The sequence below is a fragment of the Bacillus aerolatus genome, from assembly GCF_009183655.1.
Classification (GTDB): domain Bacteria; phylum Bacillota; class Bacilli; order Bacillales; family Domibacillaceae; genus Pseudobacillus; species Pseudobacillus aerolatus.
In genome coordinates this window covers 1-20,096 of record NZ_WEIO01000017.1, presented here as the reverse complement: position 1 = coordinate 20,096, position 20,096 = coordinate 1, and the positions used below count along the sequence as shown (strand labels likewise).

The 20,096-nt window shown below is 46.9% G+C and carries 18 protein-coding genes; all 18 read right to left on the bottom strand.

What is annotated here, in order from left to right; translation table 11 throughout:
• Positions 1–13: 13 nt before the first annotated feature.
• The 18 genes from whiA to F9802_RS18380 all read right to left on the bottom strand — a co-directional run bounded on the left by whiA (position 14) and on the right by F9802_RS18380 (position 19,665).
• Complete coding sequence (gene whiA, locus F9802_RS18465) at positions 14–961, bottom strand: DNA-binding protein WhiA (RefSeq protein ID WP_152154581.1); 948 nt, start codon at positions 959–961, stop codon at positions 14–16.
• A 19-nt stretch (positions 962–980) separates the two neighbouring features.
• Positions 981–1,946: a gluconeogenesis factor YvcK family protein gene (locus F9802_RS18460; protein WP_152154580.1), complete on the bottom strand. Its 966-nt coding sequence runs from the start codon at positions 1,944–1,946 to the stop codon at positions 981–983.
• Positions 1,943–2,836: an RNase adapter RapZ gene (gene rapZ / locus F9802_RS18455; protein WP_152154579.1), complete on the bottom strand. Its 894-nt coding sequence runs from the start codon at positions 2,834–2,836 to the stop codon at positions 1,943–1,945. Before rapZ ends, F9802_RS18460 begins: the two co-directional genes overlap by 4 nt.
• A gap of 71 nt (positions 2,837–2,907) precedes the next feature.
• Positions 2,908–3,366: an NUDIX hydrolase gene (locus F9802_RS18450; protein WP_152154578.1), complete on the bottom strand. Its 459-nt coding sequence runs from the start codon at positions 3,364–3,366 to the stop codon at positions 2,908–2,910.
• A 973-nt stretch (positions 3,367–4,339) separates the two neighbouring features.
• Positions 4,340–5,293: a thioredoxin-disulfide reductase gene (gene trxB, locus F9802_RS18445; protein WP_225435405.1), complete on the bottom strand. Its 954-nt coding sequence runs from the start codon at positions 5,291–5,293 to the stop codon at positions 4,340–4,342.
• A 110-nt stretch (positions 5,294–5,403) separates the two neighbouring features.
• Positions 5,404–6,915: a tetratricopeptide repeat protein gene (locus tag F9802_RS18440; RefSeq protein ID WP_152154577.1), complete on the bottom strand. Its 1,512-nt coding sequence runs from the start codon at positions 6,913–6,915 to the stop codon at positions 5,404–5,406.
• Positions 6,916–7,218: 303 nt separating this feature from the next.
• The gene (gene hisIE, locus F9802_RS18435) at positions 7,219–7,854 is read right to left on the bottom strand and encodes a bifunctional phosphoribosyl-AMP cyclohydrolase/phosphoribosyl-ATP diphosphatase HisIE (RefSeq protein ID WP_152154576.1); all 636 of its coding nucleotides are present in this window, start codon (positions 7,852–7,854) and stop codon (positions 7,219–7,221) included.
• Positions 7,851–8,609: an imidazole glycerol phosphate synthase subunit HisF gene (gene hisF / locus F9802_RS18430; protein WP_152154575.1), complete on the bottom strand. Its 759-nt coding sequence runs from the start codon at positions 8,607–8,609 to the stop codon at positions 7,851–7,853. Before hisF ends, hisIE begins: the two co-directional genes overlap by 4 nt.
• Entirely contained in the window at positions 8,606–9,340 is a 735-nt protein-coding gene (gene hisA, locus F9802_RS18425; protein WP_152154574.1) for a 1-(5-phosphoribosyl)-5-[(5-phosphoribosylamino)methylideneamino]imidazole-4-carboxamide isomerase, read from the bottom strand. The genes hisF and hisA overlap by 4 nt, the downstream gene beginning before the upstream one ends.
• Positions 9,340–9,969 carry an imidazole glycerol phosphate synthase subunit HisH gene (gene hisH / locus F9802_RS18420; RefSeq protein WP_152154573.1) on the bottom strand — a complete coding sequence of 210 codons (630 nt, stop codon included), beginning with the start codon at positions 9,967–9,969 and terminating at the stop codon, positions 9,340–9,342. The genes hisA and hisH overlap by 1 nt, the downstream gene beginning before the upstream one ends.
• Positions 9,969–10,547, bottom strand: a complete 579-nt coding sequence (gene hisB / locus F9802_RS18415) for an imidazoleglycerol-phosphate dehydratase HisB (protein WP_404799196.1) — start codon at positions 10,545–10,547, stop codon at positions 9,969–9,971. Before hisB ends, hisH begins: the two co-directional genes overlap by 1 nt.
• Positions 10,548–10,599: 52 nt before the next feature.
• Positions 10,600–11,874 (bottom strand): histidinol dehydrogenase, encoded by a 1,275-nt coding sequence (gene hisD, locus F9802_RS18410; RefSeq protein ID WP_152154571.1) that lies wholly within the window; start codon positions 11,872–11,874, stop codon positions 10,600–10,602.
• A gap of 6 nt (positions 11,875–11,880) precedes the next feature.
• Entirely contained in the window at positions 11,881–12,516 is a 636-nt protein-coding gene (hisG, locus tag F9802_RS18405) for an ATP phosphoribosyltransferase (RefSeq protein WP_152154570.1), read from the bottom strand.
• The gene (locus F9802_RS18400) at positions 12,516–13,700 is read right to left on the bottom strand and encodes an ATP phosphoribosyltransferase regulatory subunit (protein WP_152154569.1); all 1,185 of its coding nucleotides are present in this window, start codon (positions 13,698–13,700) and stop codon (positions 12,516–12,518) included. The genes hisG and F9802_RS18400 overlap by 1 nt, the downstream gene beginning before the upstream one ends.
• 314 nt (positions 13,701–14,014) lie before the next feature.
• Positions 14,015–15,658: an SLC13 family permease gene (locus tag F9802_RS18395; protein ID WP_152154568.1), complete on the bottom strand. Its 1,644-nt coding sequence runs from the start codon at positions 15,656–15,658 to the stop codon at positions 14,015–14,017.
• A 119-nt stretch (positions 15,659–15,777) separates the two neighbouring features.
• Positions 15,778–16,485, bottom strand: a complete 708-nt coding sequence (locus F9802_RS18390) for a response regulator (protein WP_152154567.1) — start codon at positions 16,483–16,485, stop codon at positions 15,778–15,780.
• The gene (gene dcuS / locus F9802_RS18385) at positions 16,482–18,086 is read right to left on the bottom strand and encodes a DcuS/MalK family sensor histidine kinase (protein ID WP_152154566.1); all 1,605 of its coding nucleotides are present in this window, start codon (positions 18,084–18,086) and stop codon (positions 16,482–16,484) included. The genes F9802_RS18390 and dcuS overlap by 4 nt, the downstream gene beginning before the upstream one ends.
• Positions 18,087–18,228: 142 nt before the next feature.
• Complete coding sequence (locus F9802_RS18380) at positions 18,229–19,665, bottom strand: carbon starvation CstA family protein (RefSeq protein WP_152154565.1); 1,437 nt, start codon at positions 19,663–19,665, stop codon at positions 18,229–18,231.
• Positions 19,666–20,096: the final 431 nt, after the last annotated feature.

Here is a 20,096-nt window from a genome sequence, read left to right as displayed (position 1 = left end):
CTCTCCTCTTTCCTTATTTATTAATCGGTTCATTTGCTCTAATTTTTTCAGCAATTTCATCGATTTTGCGAAGGCGGTGATTAATACCAGATTTGCTAATGGTTGCGCCCGAAACCATTTCCCCGAGCTCTTTCAGCGTGACATCTTGGTGAGCAACGCGCAGCTCGGCAATTTCCCGTAATTTTCCGGGCAGTACTTCCAAGCCGACGGACGATTCAATAAAGCGAATATTTTCCACTTGGCGCAGGGCAGCGCCGATTGTTTTGTTTAAGTTAGCTGTTTCACAATTGACGAGCCGGTTAACAGAATTGCGCATATCCCGGACAATGCGGATATCTTCAAAGCGAAGCAAGGCATTGTGCGCTCCGACGATATTTAAAAACTCAGTAATTTTTTCCGCTTCCTTTAAGTACGTAATAAACCCTTTTTTCCGCTCCAGCGTTTTGCTGTTCAAATCAAAAAGGTTCATTAATTCGCATAAAGCGTCGTTGTGCTCTTTATAAAGCGAAAAAATCTCCAAGTGATAAGAAGAAGTTTCCGGGTTATTAACAGATCCTCCCGCCAGAAAAGCTCCACGCAAATACGAACGGCGGCAGCACTTTTTCTCGATCAGCCCTGGCGATATATTATGAACAAAAGAAAAAGAGGTTTCAATAATAGCCAAGTCCTCTAGGATATCGCGCGCTTTTTCTTTTAAGCGAACGATATACACATTATTCTTTTTCAATCTCATTTTCTTGCGGACGAGCAGTTCCACTTCTACCTGGTAATTCTTCTTCAGCAGCACATATATTCTTCTCGCAATAGCTGCATTTTCTGTCTGAATGTTGACGACGAGAAGTCGATTGGAAAAAGAAAGAGAGCCATTCATACGAATGAGCGCTGAAAGTTCAGCTTTAGCGCAGCAATCTTTCACCTCGAGCGTCGTCAATTCTTTTTTTGTTTCAGAAGCAAATGACAATCATGCCACCTTCTTCCATTTATTTTTTATCTTGAATGAGCTGAAAAAGGATATCAGCCACTTTATTCGTATCGTGACGGACCACGCCATCTTCTCGAATGACGATTTCATCAAAAATCACGTTCAGCCCGAGTGACTTCAGTAAATCGACATCGTAAAAGACCGGCTTGGCCATTTCTTCTTTGTACTTTTCTTGAATATGTTCCGGAATCGGTTCATTGTTCACTAAAATCGTATCCATAAACGCGCACGACATATGATCATAGATGGCTTTCACGTGATCGCTCGCTGTGAAATCGAGCGTTTCACCGGCTTGCGTCATTAAATTGCAAATATATACTTTCTTCGCATTTGACAAGCACACTTCTTCTCCGATTTGCGGGACGAGTAAATTAGGTAAAATACTCGTGTACAAGCTGCCAGGACCAACGATAATTAAGTCAGCTTCCCGGATCGCCCGAATTGTTTCCGGAAGAGGCTGAATTTTGTCAGGGGATAAAAACACCCGCTTAATCCGCTTGCCGGAATAAGGTATTTTCGATTCACCTGACACAATCGTGCCGTCTTCCATTTCCGCATGGAGTACAACACTTTGATTGGCTGCCGGCAAAACTTTTCCGCGCACATTTAACACTTTGCTCATTTCCTGGACGGCATGAACGAAATCTCCGGTAATAGACGTTAAAGCGGCGATCATTAAGTTGCCGAGCGAATGGCCGGAGAGTTCGTTCTTCGTGCTGAACCGATGTTGAAACAACGTTTCTACAAGCGGCTCAACATCTGACAGGGCGGCCAGCACATTGCGGATATCCCCCGGTGGAGGAATATTTAATTCATCCCGCAAACGTCCCGAGCTGCCGCCATCATCAGCAACAGTGACAATGGCCGTTAAGTCGATCGGATGCTTTTTTAATCCACGTAGAAGGACCGACAGCCCGGTACCACCGCCAATAATGACGACTTTCTGCTCTCGTCTTTCCGTCATGTCGCCTGGACCTTTCTTTTGGTAATATCTCTGTGTGTTATGCGCGTTTGATAATCGCCGGCATAATAATTACCGATATATTCTGCCAAAGCGACAGATCGATGCTGGCCCCCGGTACAGCCGATGGCGATAACAAGCTGTGACTTACCTTCCATTTTATAGTGCGGCAGCATAAATGAAAGCAAATCAGTCACCTTTTCAAGGAATTTTTGCGTGTCATTCCACTTTAACACGTAGCTTGATACATCATCCTCAAGCCCAGTGCGCGGCCGCAAATGATCGATATAATGAGGGTTAGGCAAAAAGCGGACATCGAACACGAGATCCGCATCAATCGGCAAACCGTGTTTAAAGCCAAAAGACATCACATTGACTGTGAATACCGCTTTTTTATTTAAAGAAAACTCACTTAAAATTTTCTCGCGCAAGTTTTTTGGCTTCATTGCGGATGTATTGTAAATGATGTGGGCGCGTCCTTTTAAATCTTCTAACAATTCTCTTTCCTGCTGAATGCCGTCAAGCGGAAGCCCTGTCGGCGAAAGCGGATGGGAACGCCGCGTTTCTTTGTAGCGGCGGACGAGCACAGAGTCTTCCGCATCCAAAAATAATAATTTAGGTGTGACAGCAGACATTTCAGCTGCTTCGTCAAGCGACTTAAACAGATGATCAAAAAATTCACGGCCACGCATATCCATCACGACCGCCACTTTGTTCATTTGATTGCCAGAATCCTTCATCAGCTCTAAAAACTTCGGAAGCAAAGTCGGCGGCAAATTATCGACACAATAAAAACCAAGATCTTCAAAACTTTGAATCGCCACCGTTTTTCCAGCTCCAGACATGCCAGTGATAATGACTAGCTGCATATCATTCCCCGTGTTGTTGCTCATTCCCATTCCCCTTTCTCTATCTGCGATTGTTCAAAAAGTCCATGTCCCCCTTTTTGAACAAGTACTTTTTGTTAATTCGGGTCAAGCCGATAGGAAAGCAGCTTAAAATCAGGTGTATACGTAAAAGCACCATAAATCACACCTGTTCCATGCACCATGTATTCTAAAATGTGGCGGTCACCTTCCGCCATCGGCAGTTCTTTTATTTTTTCGACAGGATGCCATTCCAGCTGGCCTTCTTCGCATTCTTTGATGGACACACCATCACTTTCCTTAGCGAAAAAAGTGAACATCATCCACTCAGAAATAATGTCATCCCCGTCTTTAATAATGAATGTGAAAATGCCTTTAACAGCAGGACGGCGCAAATAGATGCCAGTTTCCTCCCGGTATTCGCGGATGACTGCATCGCGGATCGATTCTCCCGGCTCCATTTTCCCACCCGGAGCGACCCACCAATTGCGCCGGGGCTTTTGCAGAAGCAGAACTTCATCGTCTTTTAACAATAAACAGTTTGTTACACGCTGCATAATTTTTCACCTCCGGGCAGATTCCGGCATTAAGAAAAGCGAAAGCGGAAGGCGCTCGTTCAGCGCGATAAGAGGTTGGAAGGTTTCTGATGGAGTCGCTCTTTGACTGCGGCAGAAATTCTGAAACCGCCATACGCGCCAGCACCTGCAGCTAGACAGTTATCTAACTCGAAAAATTTACACTTTCCTATCTTTCAAAGAAACCGGAGTGTCGCCTTTTTCTTTCATTCTTATTATTATACTATGTTCTTTCCACTGATCTCAATGCCGTGTTTAACTAAGAAAAGCAAAAGCGCCTTGTTCAGCCCCGACAAGCAAATGTTCTTTCCCAATGTCTAGCTGCGCCTCTTTGGGGCTCGAGGTCATATGCCAGTCTGACTGCATGGCTGAAAAACGCCATTTCATCAGTCTGTCATATGCTTGTCGCCCCAGAGCAGTCGGCTCCGCTTTTCTATAAAGAAGTCGCTCTTTGACTTCATTTGAGAAAGGTTATTTGACCTCGAGGGGCTAGGCGCTGGAGCTAGACAATTAGAAAAGCAAAAGCGCCTTGATCAGCCCCGACAAGCAAATGTTCTTTCCCAAAAGAAGTCGCTCTTTGACTTCATTTGGGAAGGGTTATTTGACCTCGAGGGGCTAGGCGCTGGAGCTAGACAATTAGAAAAGCGAAAGCGCCTTGTTCAGCCCCGACAAGCATAAGGCGCTCCCCGCGAAAAGGTGCTCTTAGCCTTGCTGGTGCTGGGAGGAGTGTCTTGTGACCTCGAGGGAACAGGTGCTGAAACTGCACAAAAAAAGAGGCTGTTCCTGCGGCCGTCATTCGTACGGCTCGTTTTAGCCGCAGAAGTCAGTGCCGGTCATCGGAACAACCTCGTCAAAAGGGATATAAGTTAAACATAGGGGGTGTATCAGATTGCTATATAAATGTAACACAACTTTATTTCAGCTTCGTTACGTGCCGATTAACAGTCTGTTAAACTTATGCTTTAACCCCTAATTCTTCTTTTAATTCTTCGACAAAGCCTTGAGCCGACTGCGCAGCAATGCTTCCGTCCCCTGTCGCTGTAACAATTTGGCGAAGTGTTTTTTCACGGACGTCACCTGCTGCAAAAATGCCGGGGACGTTTGTTTCCATTTGATCGTTCGTAACGATGTAGCCGGCGTCATTCGTAATGCCAAGATTTAAAAACGGCTTTGTCAGTGGCAGCATGCCCACATAAATGAACACACCGTCTGCCGGGAATTCTCGCTCTTCGCCATTTTCTGTCGATACGAGCGTCACACTGCCGACTTTTCCGTCTTTTTCATTGATTTCCTTTACCGTAGAATTCCAGATAAAATCAACTTTTTCATTTTTGAACGCGCGCTCCTGCAGAATTTTTTGGGCGCGCAGCTCGTCGCGGCGGTGAACAACGGTAACGTTTTTCGCGAAGCGGGTTAAGTACGTTCCCTCTTCAACAGCCGAGTCGCCGCCGCCGATAACGACTAGATCTCTTTCTTTAAAGAAAGCTCCGTCACAAACTGCACAATATGATACGCCGCGGCCAGTTAATTCTTTTTCTCCTGGCACGCCAAGCTTTTTCCATTCTGCTCCTGTTGTGATAATAATGGAACGGGCTTTAAAGTCTTTTGCGCCTGCTTTAATGATTTTATATTCTTTGCCGTCGACAATTTCTTTAATGTCGCCGTACGCATACTCGGCTCCAAATTTCTTCGCATGATCAAACATTTTTGTTGATAATTCAGGGCCGAGGATATGATCATAGCCCGGGTAGTTCTCCACTTCTTCCGTGTTTGCCATTTGTCCACCTGGCACACCGCGCTCAATCATTAACGTAGAAAGATTGGCGCGTGATGTATAAACAGCCGCAGTCATCCCGGCCGGTCCTGCACCGATAATAATGACATCGTAAATTTTTTCTTCTGCTGCCACAGCAAGCCACTCCTTTTTCTTAAGTCGTTATATAAATACCCTAAAACGTATGTTTTATTCTCTAACCATATCCTAATCAATTGGGAACTTTTCGTCTATCTTTATGCTCACTAGAGCCGTTCGCGCACGTACTTAATGTACTTTTGCAGCGTGGAAAGCGAAAGGCCGTATTTTTCTGCCAGGCTTGCTTGTGATTCTTTTTCTCCACGCAATTTCCGCCAAACATATTCTGTCGCTGCTGCAAACGCCTTGCTGTTTTTTAAGCGCACTTGTTCCTCGGCCAGTTCACTGAAAACAGCAAACCAGAGCATGAATAAACCTGCTTCTTCTGTGCCAATCGGCTGAAACTCCTTGTAAAGCGCAAAAGCCGTTTCATGCGCGAGACGAATGCAGGCTTCTTCTTTCAGCTTCTCATCCACTGGCATGCCGAGCACGTCCGCCAAATAAATTTTTTCCCGGAAAGCGAGTGATTCAATGTCACAAAAGTCCGGGTGGCTCATTACTTTTTTATGGTCTTCTGTCACTGAAAGAATAAAAATGCCGAATAGGCGCTCTTCTTCATATTGACTGTTCATCCGTCTTACAATGGAAGCAGGCTGGTGCTCGTGTCCGAGCTGCTCCGCTTTCCCATTGCTCCACGGTTCCTGGCCGGCTTTCTCCGGGCTGATTCTCAGCACATATTTCCAGGCATTTTCTGCTGCTTCTGTGCGGCCGGAAAAATAAGCAGAATAAGAAAGCCAATAATAAAAGGACGGTTCGCCTTCAAAGCCGCTTTTATGCAGTTTTTTCAGCCAACGGTACGCCTCTTCATGTTGACCGATTAAAGCAAATGTCGCACCGAGCTTGAATTGCTGTTCAGGCAAAAGCGGGTACATCTTACGCAGCAAATCCACTAATTCCTTCAGCAAGCCGTACTGTTTTTCGTAAAACAAGAAAACAGCCAAATTGCACAGCGCATGCAAGTTCCCAGGACTCTTTTCCAATACATTTTCTAGTACTTTGTGTGCTTCTTCGACATGACCGAGATAAAAATGAGCAAGCGCCAAATTGTTATGGGCGGACCAGTACTCCGGATGCTTTCCAATTACTTCCTCGAGGCGTTCAATCGCTTTTTCAAAGCTGCCGCCTTCAAGTAAATAACGTGCTTCTTCTTGCATCATAATTAATTCATCTTGTTCATACAGCTCGTCAAAATCTTCTTCGCTGTCAAGCGTAATTAAATCAAGCAAGTCTTCCGCATCTTCTCTAAACTCCCCTGTTTCATCTTGCTCTAAATATTCTTGCGCATGCTTAAACGCTTCTTTGAACATGCCTAAATGGGCATAATTGTTCGCTAAAAAATAATGGCATTCACTGATGAGCGGATCTAAATCATCCAGCACGAAATGCAGCAGGCCATTTGACTGTTCAAAATTGCCGAGCTCTGTTTCGACTACTGCCAGCTGACAGGCGATCATCGCTTCAAGCGGCTCTAAATCCATTGCACGCGACAAATACTTTTTCGCTTTTTGCAGTTCTCTTTTTCGCAGTGCTTTTAATCCTTTTGTATAGTAATACTCACCTGTCGGCAAAAAAGAGACGACATTCCCTTTTTCTTTCCGTAGCTTTGAGTTTTTTGTCATGAAAGTCCTCCGAGCATTGTTAATTAACTTATTGAGTATACCACAGGTGACAACGCTCGTTAATAGAGGTAAACGAAAAAGCGCAGGCTCAAAAGTTTTTTATATATTAGGAGCGGGCAATTCTAGGCGTTGTTTACGATTTCTAGGCGTTGTTCATCGTTTCGGCTGCTTTGTTCACGATTTCCAAACGGTTGTATAGACTTCAAAAGCCCGGACACATCGCGGTACCCTTCTATTATTGAATTAGAAAAGGAGCCGTCTAAAAGCCGATTGTTCAACGACTTTTGAGACAGCTCCTTCTTCTTATTTTTCTTTTTCTTCGTGGCGCTTGGCAAGCACGCTGAGAACGTCAGCGAGCTCCACTTTTTGTTCGCGCAACAGAACGAGCAAATGGTAAAGCAAATCGGCGGCTTCCCACTGCAATTCATCTTTATCGCGGTTTTTTGCCGCAATAATGACTTCAGCGGCTTCCTCGCCGACCTTTTTCAAAATTTTATCAATACCTTTTTCAAATAAATAAGTCGTATAAGCGCCTTCAGGCCGGGTCTGTTCTCTGTCAGCAATGACTTCCTCCAGCTTGTGAAGAATCGTATAAGGCAATGTTTCCGCCTGTTCACCGTACAAATTATTCTCAAAGCAGCTCGTTGTGCCAAGGTGGCAGGCAGCTCCTTGTGGCTTTACGAGCACAACGAGAGCATCTTGGTCGCAGTCATATTTGATGTTAATGACTTTTTGCGTATTGCCGCTCGTTTCCCCTTTATGCCAAAGTTCTTGGCGCGACCGGCTGAAAAACCATGTTTCCCCGCTGTCGATCGTTCGCTGCAATGACTCTTTATTCATGTAAGCAAGCGTAAGCACTTCATATGTAGCCGCATCTTGCACGACGGCAGGCACAAGCCCTTTTTCGTCAAACTGTATATCTTCTATTGTTACGCTCATCTCATATTCACTCCCTGAGCTTTTAATGAATTCTTCACTTCGCTGACGCTCGTTTCTTTATAATGAAAGATCGACGCTGCCAGTGCCGCATCCGCTTTCCCTTCTACAAACGCTTCAAAAAAGTGCTTCGCCTCTCCCGCTCCGCCGGAAGCGATGACCGGAACGGTTACAGCTTCACTGACCGCTTTTGTCAGTGAAAGGTCAAAGCCTCGCTTTTCTCCGTCTCTATCCATGCTCGTCAGCAAGATTTCTCCTGCTCCCCGCTTGACTACTTCCTGTGCCCATTCAATGACTTCCCAGTCTGTCGCTTGGCGTCCGCCGTGTGTGTACACCCGCCATGAGCCGAGTGTTTCATCCCACTTGGCATCGATCGCGATCACGATGCATTGGGTGCCGAAATAGTCAGCGCCTTTTGTAATCAACTCCGGGTTAACGATCGCTGCGGTATTTAACGATACTTTATCCGCGCCTGCGCGTAAAATACGCTTCATGTCTTCAAGTGAGTTAATGCCGCCGCCAACAGTGAATGGAATAGCGAGTTGAGATGCAACATCCTGGACTACTTCCACCATTGTTTTCCGGCCTTCATGTGAGGCTGAAATATCGAGGAAAACGAGTTCGTCCGCTCCCTGCTCATCATACACTTTTGCCAGCTCAACTGGGTCGCCGGCATCGCGTAATTCAACAAACTGAATGCCTTTGACGACACGCCCGTCTTTCACGTCAAGACACGGAATAATTCGCTTTGTAATCATTGGTTTCTCACCTCTTCTAATGCTTCACGGACGGTAAACTGCCCGGTATAAATGGCTTTGCCAACGATTGCTCCGCTGACTCCTTCTTCTTCATAGCGCTTAACGTCCTTTAAATCAGCGAGCGAGCTGACGCCTCCGGAAGCAATCACACTTTTTCCTGTCGCCCGGGCAAGTTCTGCCACCGCCTCGATGTTCGGGCCGGACAACATACCGTCTGTGGCGATATCGGTAAAAATAAATGTTTCCGCACCAGCAGCTGCGAGTTCCCGGCCAAGGTCAACAGCTTTTAAAGAAGACGTTTCAATCCAGCCGTGCGTGGCAACAAAGCCATCTTTCGCATCTAGGCCAATTGCGATTTTGCTGCCAAATTTTCCGAGCCACTCTTTCACAAGCTCTGTTTCTGAAACAGCGAGGCTCCCGATAATGACACGGTCAACGCCGTTATCCAAATAGTGGCGGACATCTTCTTCTGTGCGGATGCCGCCGCCGATCTGTACTTTCGCCCCAAGCTTTTGCGCCGCTTCAATAACGAACCGGTCATTAATTCGCTTCCCGTCTTTCGCGCCGTCTAAATCGACCATGTGAATCCAATCCGCTCCTTCATCAGCAAATGATTTCGCCATTTCGAAAGGAGAGTCGCCGTATACAGTTTCTTGATTATAATCGCCTTGTTTCAAACGGACACACTTGCCTCCAAGCATGTCAATCGCCGGATAAATAGTAAAACTCATCAAATCGCCTCCGATTGCTCCATTGCTTTTGTAAAATTCGTTAATAGCTGCATACCTACTCTGCCGCTTTTTTCTGGGTGGAACTGCATACCGAATATATTTCCTCTGCCGACGACAGCGGGAATTTCGACGCTGTATACAGTGCTGGCGAGCAAAGCCTCTTTATCCATTTCCGCCACATAATAAGAATGGACAAAATAAACGAATCCTTCTTCTGTGCCGTACAGGACAGGTGATTCTTGGTGGAATGCAAGATTATTCCAGCCCATATGCGGCACTTTCACTTTATCGCCGCCATCAGCCGGGATGCGTTTCACACGCCCCTTTAGCAAACTAAGCCCTTCCGTCAGCCCATTTTCTTCGCTTTCCTGAAACAGCAGCTGCATGCCGAGACAAATCCCGAGAAGCGGCCGACCGCTGTCTACATAGTCATATAAGAATTCGTCCAGCTTCTTTTCTTTCAATAAAGCCATGGCGTCTTTAAAAGAACCGACACCAGGCAAAATTAACCCTTTCGTTTGACTGAGTTCTTCTGGAGATTCACTGATGACATACGGAATGCCGATCCGTTCAAGCGCTTTGCTGACGCTGAACAAGTTGCCCATTCCGTAATCGACGATGCCGATCATTACAGCATACCTTTCGTTGACGGCACGCCTTTAACACGTGGATCAACGATTGTCGCTTCGTCAAGCGCCCGCGCCAGTGCTTTAAAGACCGCTTCGATCATATGGTGTGTATTGCTTCCGTAGTGAACGATAACGTGCAAATTCATCCGCGCTTCCAAAGCGAATTTCCATAAAAATTCCTGGACGAGTTCTGTATCAAACGTGCCGACTTTTTGTGCCGGAAACTCTCCGCGCATTTCAAAGTGGGGCCGGTTGCTTAAATCAACGACTACTTGAGCCAGCGTTTCATCCATTGGCACGAATGAATTGCCATAGCGTTTAATACCTTTTTTATCGCCAAGGGCCTCTTTTAGCGCGAGTCCAAGGCAAATGCCAATATCTTCTGTCGTGTGGTGGTCATCTATTTCCACATCACCGTCTGCTTTTACAGTTAAATCAAAGTGACCGTGCTTTGTGAATGCATCAAGCATATGATCCATGAACGGTACACCTGTCTGAATGTCTGCTTTTCCTTCACCATCGATGGAAAATGCAAGCTGTATTTTCGTTTCATTCGTGTTGCGGTTTAACTCTGACATCCGATTGCTCAAATTCGACATCCCCTTCTTCTTTTGCTGATTTAATTATGTGTTATTGATCATTTTCTTTTCTTATTTCCACAGCCCGTGCGTGAGCTTCCAATCCTTCCAGCCGGGCAAAGGCTGCTACCTTTTCAGCATTTTCACGAAAAGCTTGTTCACTGTACATGATTAAACTCGATTTTTTCATAAAATCATCGACATTCAGCGGTGAGGAAAAGCGTGCTGTCCCGTTCGTCGGCAGCACATGATTCGGCCCGGCAAAATAATCGCCGATCGGCTCTGAACTGAAACGACCGACAAAAATCGCGCCCGCATGGCGAATATCTTCGACAATATCCATCGCGTTTTCCGTCATTACTTCTAAATGTTCCGGTGCCAGCTGATTAATCACGCCTACGGCTTCTTTCATATTTTTCGTGACATAAATGGCACCATAGCTGTCAATCGCCTGGCGGGCAATCGCTTCCCTGGGCAAGCCGGCCAGCTGTTTTTCTACTTCTGCCGCTGTTTCTTCTGCAAGCGTTCGCGAAGGAGTGACGAGCACACTGCTCGCTCGCGTGTCATGCTCTGCCTGCGAGAGCAAATCAGCGGCAATTTCTGCCGGACGAGCGCTCTCGTCAGCCAGTACGGCAATTTCACTCGGTCCGGCAATCATATCGATATCGACATCACCAAACACTTCACGTTTCGCGAGCGCTACATATATGTTGCCTGGTCCGGTAATTTTATCTACCGGCTTGATAGATTCAGTTCCGTAAGCGAGGGCAGCGATCGCCTGGGCACCGCCGACTTTGTAGATTTCCTGGACGCCAGCAATTTCAGCGGCTACAAGCACGCCGGCAGGCAAGCGGCCATCCGGCCCTGGAGGCGACACCATGACGATGCGTTCTACGCCAGCCACTTTAGCCGGCATGACATTCATCAGGACAGAAGACGGATACGCGGCCGTTCCCCCCGGCACATACACGCCTGCTGAATCGAGCGGCGTCATTTTCTGGCCGAGAACCGAACCGTTACTGTCCGTATACGTCCACGTTTCCCGCAATTGTTTTTGATGAAAAGTAAAAATGTTATCCCTTGCTTCTTTGATTACTTTTATCATCTGCTCTGGAAACTCACTGTATGCCTCATCTATTTCTTCTTGCGTCACTTGCAAACTTTCCAGCTCCGCTCCGTCAAATTGCTTCGTATACGTTCGCAGTGCGTCGTCTCCTTGTGACTGGACGGTCTGGATAATATGCTGAACAACGATACGCTGCTCATCAGTTCCGCTGTCGACAGACCGCTTTAATGATAATTCTTTTGTGACGCTTTGAATTTTCATCCTATTTCACACTGCCTTTTCTGCGATAATATCTGACAGCCGGCTGACAAGCTGCCCGATTTCCTTGTCTTTCATGCGGTAGCTGACCGGATTGACAATTAACCGGGAAGTGATGCCGACAATCGTTTCATATTCGACAAGACCGTTTTCTTTTAACGTCCGTCCGCTTGAAACAATATCTACAATCCGGTCAGCGAGACCGATTAATGGAGCAAGCTCAATCGAACCGTTCAATTTAACGATTTCCACTTGCTCACCTTGGCTGCGAAAATACGTTGACGCCACATTCGGATATTTCGTCGCAATTTTCGGCGCCACTTCATCTATAGATGTATCCGGCAAGCCGGCAACAGCCAGATAGCACGGGCTAATTTTTAAATCAATTAATTCATATACATCTCTTTCTTCTTCAAGCAGCACGTCTTTTCCTGCAATTCCGAGGTCGGCTACTCCATATTCTACATAAGTGGCAACATCCATCGGTTTAGCTAAAAAGAAGCGCATGTTCTCTTCCGGCACTTCAATAATGAGCTTGCGCGATTCATCAAGCTCGGGCGGCAGTTGATAGCCTGCTTCACGAAGCAGAGCAGCCGCTTCTTCAAAAATACGCCCTTTCGGCATCGCAATCGTTAACATCGACATTAAAAATCCCTCCCGCTCGCTGCTTTTCCGACGAAAAATGACACACTTTTACACGATTCCGTAAACCGGTCCACATCTTCCACCCCGGCCACGTCCTGTAAAAGCACGGCTTCTCCTGCCTCCCGCCGTCTTCCTGCTTCTTGAATGGCCTCGATGCGCCGTTCGTTGCTGAATAAAATGCAGTGCGTCTTTTCTTCTTCAACTAGCTGTTCGAGCGCCCCAATAAGAACATCAACACGAAGGCCGAAGCCGGTCGCGCTTGCCGGCCGTCCAAATTTTTCAAGTAAATGGTCGTAACGGCCGCCATTGCCTACAGGCGCCCCCACTCCGTCTACATATACTTCAAATAATAGGCCGGTATAGTAACTCATATGGCTGACGAGCGGCAAATCGAATTTTACCGCTTCTGCCACACCATACTCTTGCAGCCGTTCATATACATTACGAAGTTCTGCCACCGCTTCACTGCCCGCCCCATCTTCAATCAAGTCCGCGGCCCCTTCCAGGCAATCAGGTCCGCCGGATAAGTCTAAAAAGCGGAGCAGCCGCTGCTTGTCGATAGAAGAAAGCGGCAGACTTTTCACGTGCTCACGGTAGCCGACGTAATTTTTTTCATATAAAAAGCGGCGTAAATGCTCGGCCCGCTCTTCTGTACCGAGAATTTGCCGGAACAGTTCGTCCGTAAAGCGAATGTGCCCGAGAGACACTTGAAAACGTTCCAGTCCTGCTTTTTTCAAAACGGAAACGAGCAGTGCGATGAGTTCGGCATCGGCACTGATCGTCTGGTCGCCGATCATTTCCACGCCGATTTGTTCAAACTCCGCGGCCCGTCCGCCTTCGCGCTGCTGGGCGCGGTACACGCTCGCCGAGTAAGCCAGCCGCAGCGGTACTCGTTCTTTCAGCAGTTTTGCCGCCGCTACGCGCGCAATCGGTGCTGTCATGTCTGGACGAAGCACGAGTGTGTTCCCCTGCTGATCAAGTAATTTAAAAAGCTGCTGATCTAAAATGGCTGAGGCTTCTCCGACCGTTTCATAATATTCAAGTGCCGGCGTTTCAATAAAGCGGTACCCCCAGCTTCTCATTTCCATTTCTGCGGCTTCTTTCAGCTTCCGTTTCGTTTCATAAATATGCGGCAGCGTGTCACGCATCCCGACAGGTTTTTCAAACATTAACAGCTTCGACATGATTTATCACCCGATCATATAAAAATTTCATGCAACACGCTTTAGTTCGCTAATGTGCTAACATGATGAAGTTATAAGTAGTTTAACGTTTCTGACAATTCTCGTCAAGAGTAACAAATACGCAAGCACCTTGGTCAGCCTTAGGCAAAAATGTTCGCTTTTGACTTCATTGTGAGAGGTTATTTGACCTCGAGGGGCTAGGTGCTGGACGCAGCCCTGCTCCATAAGTAAAGTTAAACACATTACTATTATTTTATAGTTTCCTAAAGAGAGAAAAAACGTCCCGAAAGCCGGAACGTTTTTCAATCTCATGGTTATTTAAAATTTTCAGGGAACGAAGTGATATCCACACCGAAGATCATCGGCATGATAATATACATCGCTCCGACAATTAGCATGATGGCAATCATATTGATCCAAAATCCAGCACGCACCATTTCGCTGATCTTGATTTTACCGGTTGCGAAAATGATCGCATTTGGCGGTGTGCCGACCGGAAGCATGAACGCACAGTTAGCAGCCATCGCTGCCGGCATCATTAAAACGAACGGGTGAACGTTCAACGCAAGCGCGAGTGAGGCAAGCACCGGCATGATCATCGTGGCCGTTGCTGTATTCGATGTAATTTCTGTCAGGAACAAGACAAACCCAGTGACGAAGACAACGACAAGCAGAAGCGACATACCTTCAAGCACGGTAAGCTGTTCGCCAATCCATATAGCAAGTCCCGTTTCTCCGAAGCCTGACGCAATCGCAAGCCCGCCTCCGAATAGAAGCAGTACTCCCCAAGGCAAATCGCGCGACACTGTCCAATCTAAAAGCGCACCGCCTTTTTGGCGGGAAGGAAGAATAAAGAGCAAGACAGCTGCAATCATCGCGATCATCGCGTCACTGATGCCGGGAATGCGGTCCTGCCAAAGGAATGTGCGCGTAATCCACATAAAAGCAGCGAACACAAACACAGCCATTACTAGCTTTTCCTCTGAGCTCATTCTGCCTAGCTTTTGCTTTTCCGAACGAATTAATTCCATTCCGCCCGGCAATTCTTTAAATTTAATCGGAAACGCAACATTAACAAGATAAAGCCAAGATACGATTAGCATAATAAACACAATCGGTGCCGCCAAGAACATCCAGTCGGCAAACGAGATTGTCACGCCATACAAGTTTTTCACCGCGGCCGCCATAATAATATTCGGCGGTGTTCCGATCAGCGTGCCGAGCCCGCCGATTGTTCCGGCAAAGCCGATTCCGAAAATGACCGCTTTTTCAAACCCGTGAATGTCGATCGTCTTATCGCCAGCCTGCTTCACAATTTGAGCCGCCTGGAACGTAATCGCTGTCCCGATCGGCACCATCATCATAACCGCTGCCGTATTGGACACCCACATGGACAAAAAGCCGGTCGCAATCATAAAACCGAGCACGATCCGCTTGGAGCCTGTCCCCATGAAAGCAACAATATTCATCGCAATCCGCCGGTGCAAGTCCCATCTTTCCATCGCCATTGCAATCATAAACCCGCCGAGGAATAAGAAGATAATCGGATCGCCGTACGCCGCCGCTGTTGCGTCGCCGTCAAGCGAGCCGGTCATCGGCATTAAAATAAGCGGCAGTAGTGACGTAACCGGTATTGGAATCGCTTCTGTAATCCACCAGACAGCCACCCATACTGTTACCGCCAATACCGCCTTTGCTTCAGGATTCAATCCTGAAGGGGAGAAAAAGAATAAAATAGCAAAAAAGAGCAAAGGTCCAAGGAAAAAGCCAACCCATTGTGCCGGCGTCATATAACGTTTCTTTTCCGGGTCATTCGGACTGCCCGCTGCCGCTCCTCCGTTTTTTTGTCCGGCCGCTGCAGCTTTCGCCGTCTTCGCCGCCGAGAAAAACAACAGTTGTTTAATTTTATCGTGAGCTTTCCAGCATTCATCCCATATATTTACTGCTAATTGCTGCATAATACCCCTCCTTCAATTTATCTTAATTGTCTTTTTATAAAGATAATTCATTAAATGAAAGAAAAGTGATTAAAAAACAAAAAAAATCTTTTTGAAAGTAAAGAAAGCAAACGCTTTCATCAAAAAAACCGCTTGATTCGTTCGCGATTTGCTGCATTTATTCGGTAGCGGGTTTGCGGGCGGCCAATGGAGCCGTATGAAACCGCAACTGTTAAAATGCCGGCTTCCTGTAAAAAAGTTAAATACTTGCGCACAGATACGCGCGATACCCCCGAGCTGAAAGCAATGTCTTCCGCTGAAAAGTCAGCTTCCCCGCCCCCTTCCACCGACTCCCACACAGTCGCCAGCGTTTCTTTCGTCAACCCTTTCGGCAAATCTACCAGCGCGGCTTGTTTTCCGCTTTGATAAAGCATTCCGTCTATCTCCGTCTGCTTCACTTCGCCCGCCCCTAAGAAAAACTGCCGCCGTTCTCTGTAAGATAAAAGGGCTTTTTGAAATCGCTCAAAATTAAACGGCTTCATTAAATAATCGACAGCCCCGTATCGGAGCGCTTTTTGGATGCTCGCTGTATCATTCGCTGCACTAATGACAATCACATCTGTTTCCGATCCTGCTGCCCGCATTTTTTCCAGCAGCTCAAGGCCGGTCATACCTGGCATATAAATATCGAGCAGCAATAAATCCGGCTTTGTCTGTTGAATCGCTGCCAGCACTTCTTCCGGCGTGGCCGCTGCAGCGGCCGTCTGAAACCCTGGCACTGCTTCTACGTATTGCTTGTTCAACTCGGCCACCATTGGATCATCTTCAGCAATCAGTACAGTAATCATTTGTTTTCCCCCTTTCCATGAAGCGGAATGACCACCTCAATAATCGTCCCTTTCCCTTTTTCGGTCAGCACTTGAATAGTACCACCGAGCAGCCCCACACTTTCATTAACAAGGTGCAGACCAAAACCACGGCCTTTTCCTTTTTCAGAGACACCTTTCGTAAATGCCTCATCTGGGCTGTCCATACCTTTGCCGTGGTCTTTCACTTCAATCGTAAGACCCGTTTCTTCCGATTCGATCAACACCGTCACCGGCCGGCCGTCGATCGGTGTCGCTTCCAGTGCATTATCGATTAAATTGCCAAGAATCGTAATGAGTTCATGAGTAAAGCGGCTGTCTTTTTTATCGGGCAAGTACGAGTCTTCTGACAAAACGACTTCTTTTCCTTGTTCGACGGAATAACTCATTTTTGCCAGCAAAAAGCCGGCGATCACCGGATCTTTAATGCGACGCGATAAATAACCGATGCTGTCTTGATAGCGGATATTGATTTCTTCAATATAAGCAGCCAGTGCATCGTAATTTTTCATGTGTACCATGCCTAAAATGACGTGGAGCCGGTTCATAAATTCATGCGTCTGCGCTCTTAGTGCTTCGGCGTACATTTCTGTGCCGCTTAAACGCTCCGCCAGCTTTTTCACCTCTGTTTTATCGCGGAAGGTGGAAATTGCCCCGATGACGCGTCCTTCCACTTTCAGCGGCGAGCTGTTCACATAAAAGACAAAGCCATTCACATCCACTTCTTCGTCAACAACCGCCTCTCCCTTTTCTAAAATGGCCGGCAAATGAAAGCGCGGGATGACCGATTCCGCCTCTTTCCCTGTAAATGGTCCGTGGATGCCTGCCTTTTCAAGCAGGCGAGCGGCCGCTTCGTTAATAAGTGTGATGCGCCCGGCCCGGTCAACGGCGACCATTCCTTCATGTGTGGATTCAATCATGATGCTTCGTTCTTCAAGCAGCCGGGCCATTTCATGCGGTTCAAGACCGAACATAACCCGCCGGACTCTGCGGCCAAGGTAAAGTGCACCGGACAGGCCTATGACGAGCCCGGCTGCGAGCCCTGCGTAAATGATGCTCCGGCTTTGATCGACAGCGGTCTCTACTTGTTTAAGCGTGATCCCCACAGCTGCTGCCCCCGTTTGGCGTCCTTCTTCATCAAACACCGGTGTAAAGTAGCGAATCGACACCCCTAATGACCCTTCCGCTGTTGACAAGTGCTCTTCTCCAGCTAAAACGGGTCCTTCATCTCCACCCTGGAACGGCTTTCCAATTAAAGCGGGATTAGGGTGAGACTTACGAATTCCTTTCATATCAAACACAGTAATATAATAATGGGTACCTGATTGCTTGCGGATCTTTTCTGTGAACGGCTGAATCGCTTTTTCCGGCCCTTTTCCCGACAATCCGTCACGCACAACCGCTGATTCCGCAACGAGACGGGAAGTGATTGTCACTTTTTCCGCCAATGACCTTCGGGTGGACTCGGCAACTTTACTAGCAATCAGCATATTCGTCACACCAAGCGACGAAACTACGACGAGCACAACGAGCATGACGATCAGCGCCTGCAGTGTTATTTTTCCTTTTATCTTCTCGTCCATCAACGGCCTCCATAAAAACCTCTTATATAAATAGGTTGGCAGAATTTAAGCGTTCCCGCAAGCCATATTTCGCCCTCTTTCCGCAGAAAAAGCTGCCGGTTGTCCTTTACAGGCGGACAACCGGCAGCTTTTTAAGAGTATTCTATGCAGAACGAACGGTTACTTCATTCACTTCAGACCGTTTATGACGAATGATTTGCCATACGTAAATACCTGCAACGGCGGCCGTTAACACGGAACCGATTGCCATTGATATTGTGTAATCCATTGCAAATCCTTCTGGTGCATAGAAAATATAAGTACATACGACACCGGTCATGAAAAGTGCCGGCACGCCTGCGATCAAATGTGCTTTTCCTTCTTTCAGCATATAAGAAACAGCTGTCCACAACATAACTGTAGCTACGACTTGATTCGTCCAGCCAACATATCGCCATAAAAACGTGTAATCGATCGTGGATAAGAAAAACATCGGGGCCGCGACCACCAGTGTAAACGCCAAGGCTACACCTTTCTTTTCGGGATTAACCCATTTTGATGCCATTTCCGTCAGCATCATTCGGGAAGAACGAAGAGCCGTATCGCCAGTCGTGATCGGCAAGATAATAACGCCGAGCACTGCAAGTATGCCTCCAAGAGTTCCGAGCAGCGATGTGGAAATTTCATTTACGACACCGGCCGGTCCGCCAGCAGCAAGCGCTCCTTGCAGCCCTTCTGTTCCGCCGAAAAATGTCATCCCTGCTGCTGCCCAGATTAAAGCAATGACTCCTTCTGCAACCATGGCGCCGTAGAAAATTTTGCGTCCTTCTGATTCTTTTTTCATCGTGCGGGCGACGATTGGGCTTTGCGTGCAATGGAAGCCTGAAATTGCTCCGCAGGAAATCGTCACCATCAACAACGGCCAGATCGGCAATTCTCCTGGGTGAAGGTTTTCAAATGTCAAATTCGGGATTGGCTTGTCCCCAAACAGCAAAGCCGCTCCAATCGCTGCCGCCATAAAAATTAAAATCGCGCCGAAAATCGGATAAATTTTACCGATCACTTTATTCACCGGCAAAATTGCCGCTAATAGAAAATAAACAAACACAAGGACTAAAGCCGCCATAAAGCTAAGCGGTGTAATTTGAGCAATCAGCTGCGCCGGCCCCGCCGTGAAAGCAGCTGCAACTAAAATCATTAAAACGATGGAAATCACGTTAATAGCTCCTTTGACTCCTTTGCCAAGATAGCGTCCGACGAGCGTCGGATATTGGGCCCCGCCGTGCCTTAAAGACAACATGCCTGAAAAGTAATCATGCACCGCTCCTGCAAAAATACATCCGATAACAATCCAAATGAAAGCGACCGGCCCGTACAGAGCTCCCGCTACCGCACCGAAAATCGGCCCAAGACCGGCAATATTCAATAATTGGATCAACGACCCTTTCCACCAGCTCATCGGCACAAAATCCATGCCGTCATGCTGCGTATAAGCCGGCGTCTTTTGATGATCATCTATTACAAATACACGCTCAACTACTTTTGAATAAACCGCGTATCCTGCTACAAGCAAAAACAAAGCAGCAAAAAACGTTACCATGTCAGTTCCCCCTCGATGAATATATCAAATAATTTAATTAACATTCTATATTCTGAAAAATTAAAAAACAAGCTCTTTTTTAAAGAAATCGCTTACTTAAAGGCTTTTAATATAAATTAGTTCTTTTTCACTATAACAATAACGTTATTTTACAGTAGCTTTTTACATAACAAAGTATGGGGCGGCACTGACTAGCTCGTGAATAAAAACGGCGTTTCGATGATCAACCGTCGGCTTCCGTGAACAAAAGCGGCAGTTTCATGAACAACTAACCATTGAGTACAAACAGAAAAAAGCCTTTTAAGCACAGGGGGGACTGACCCCATAGAGTGAGACAAATAAAAACACCTTTAAGTTGAAAAACGGGTATGGAATACCTAAAACCAACTTGGAGGTGTTTTTTCTATGGGGACAAGAGTGAGTTATCCGGC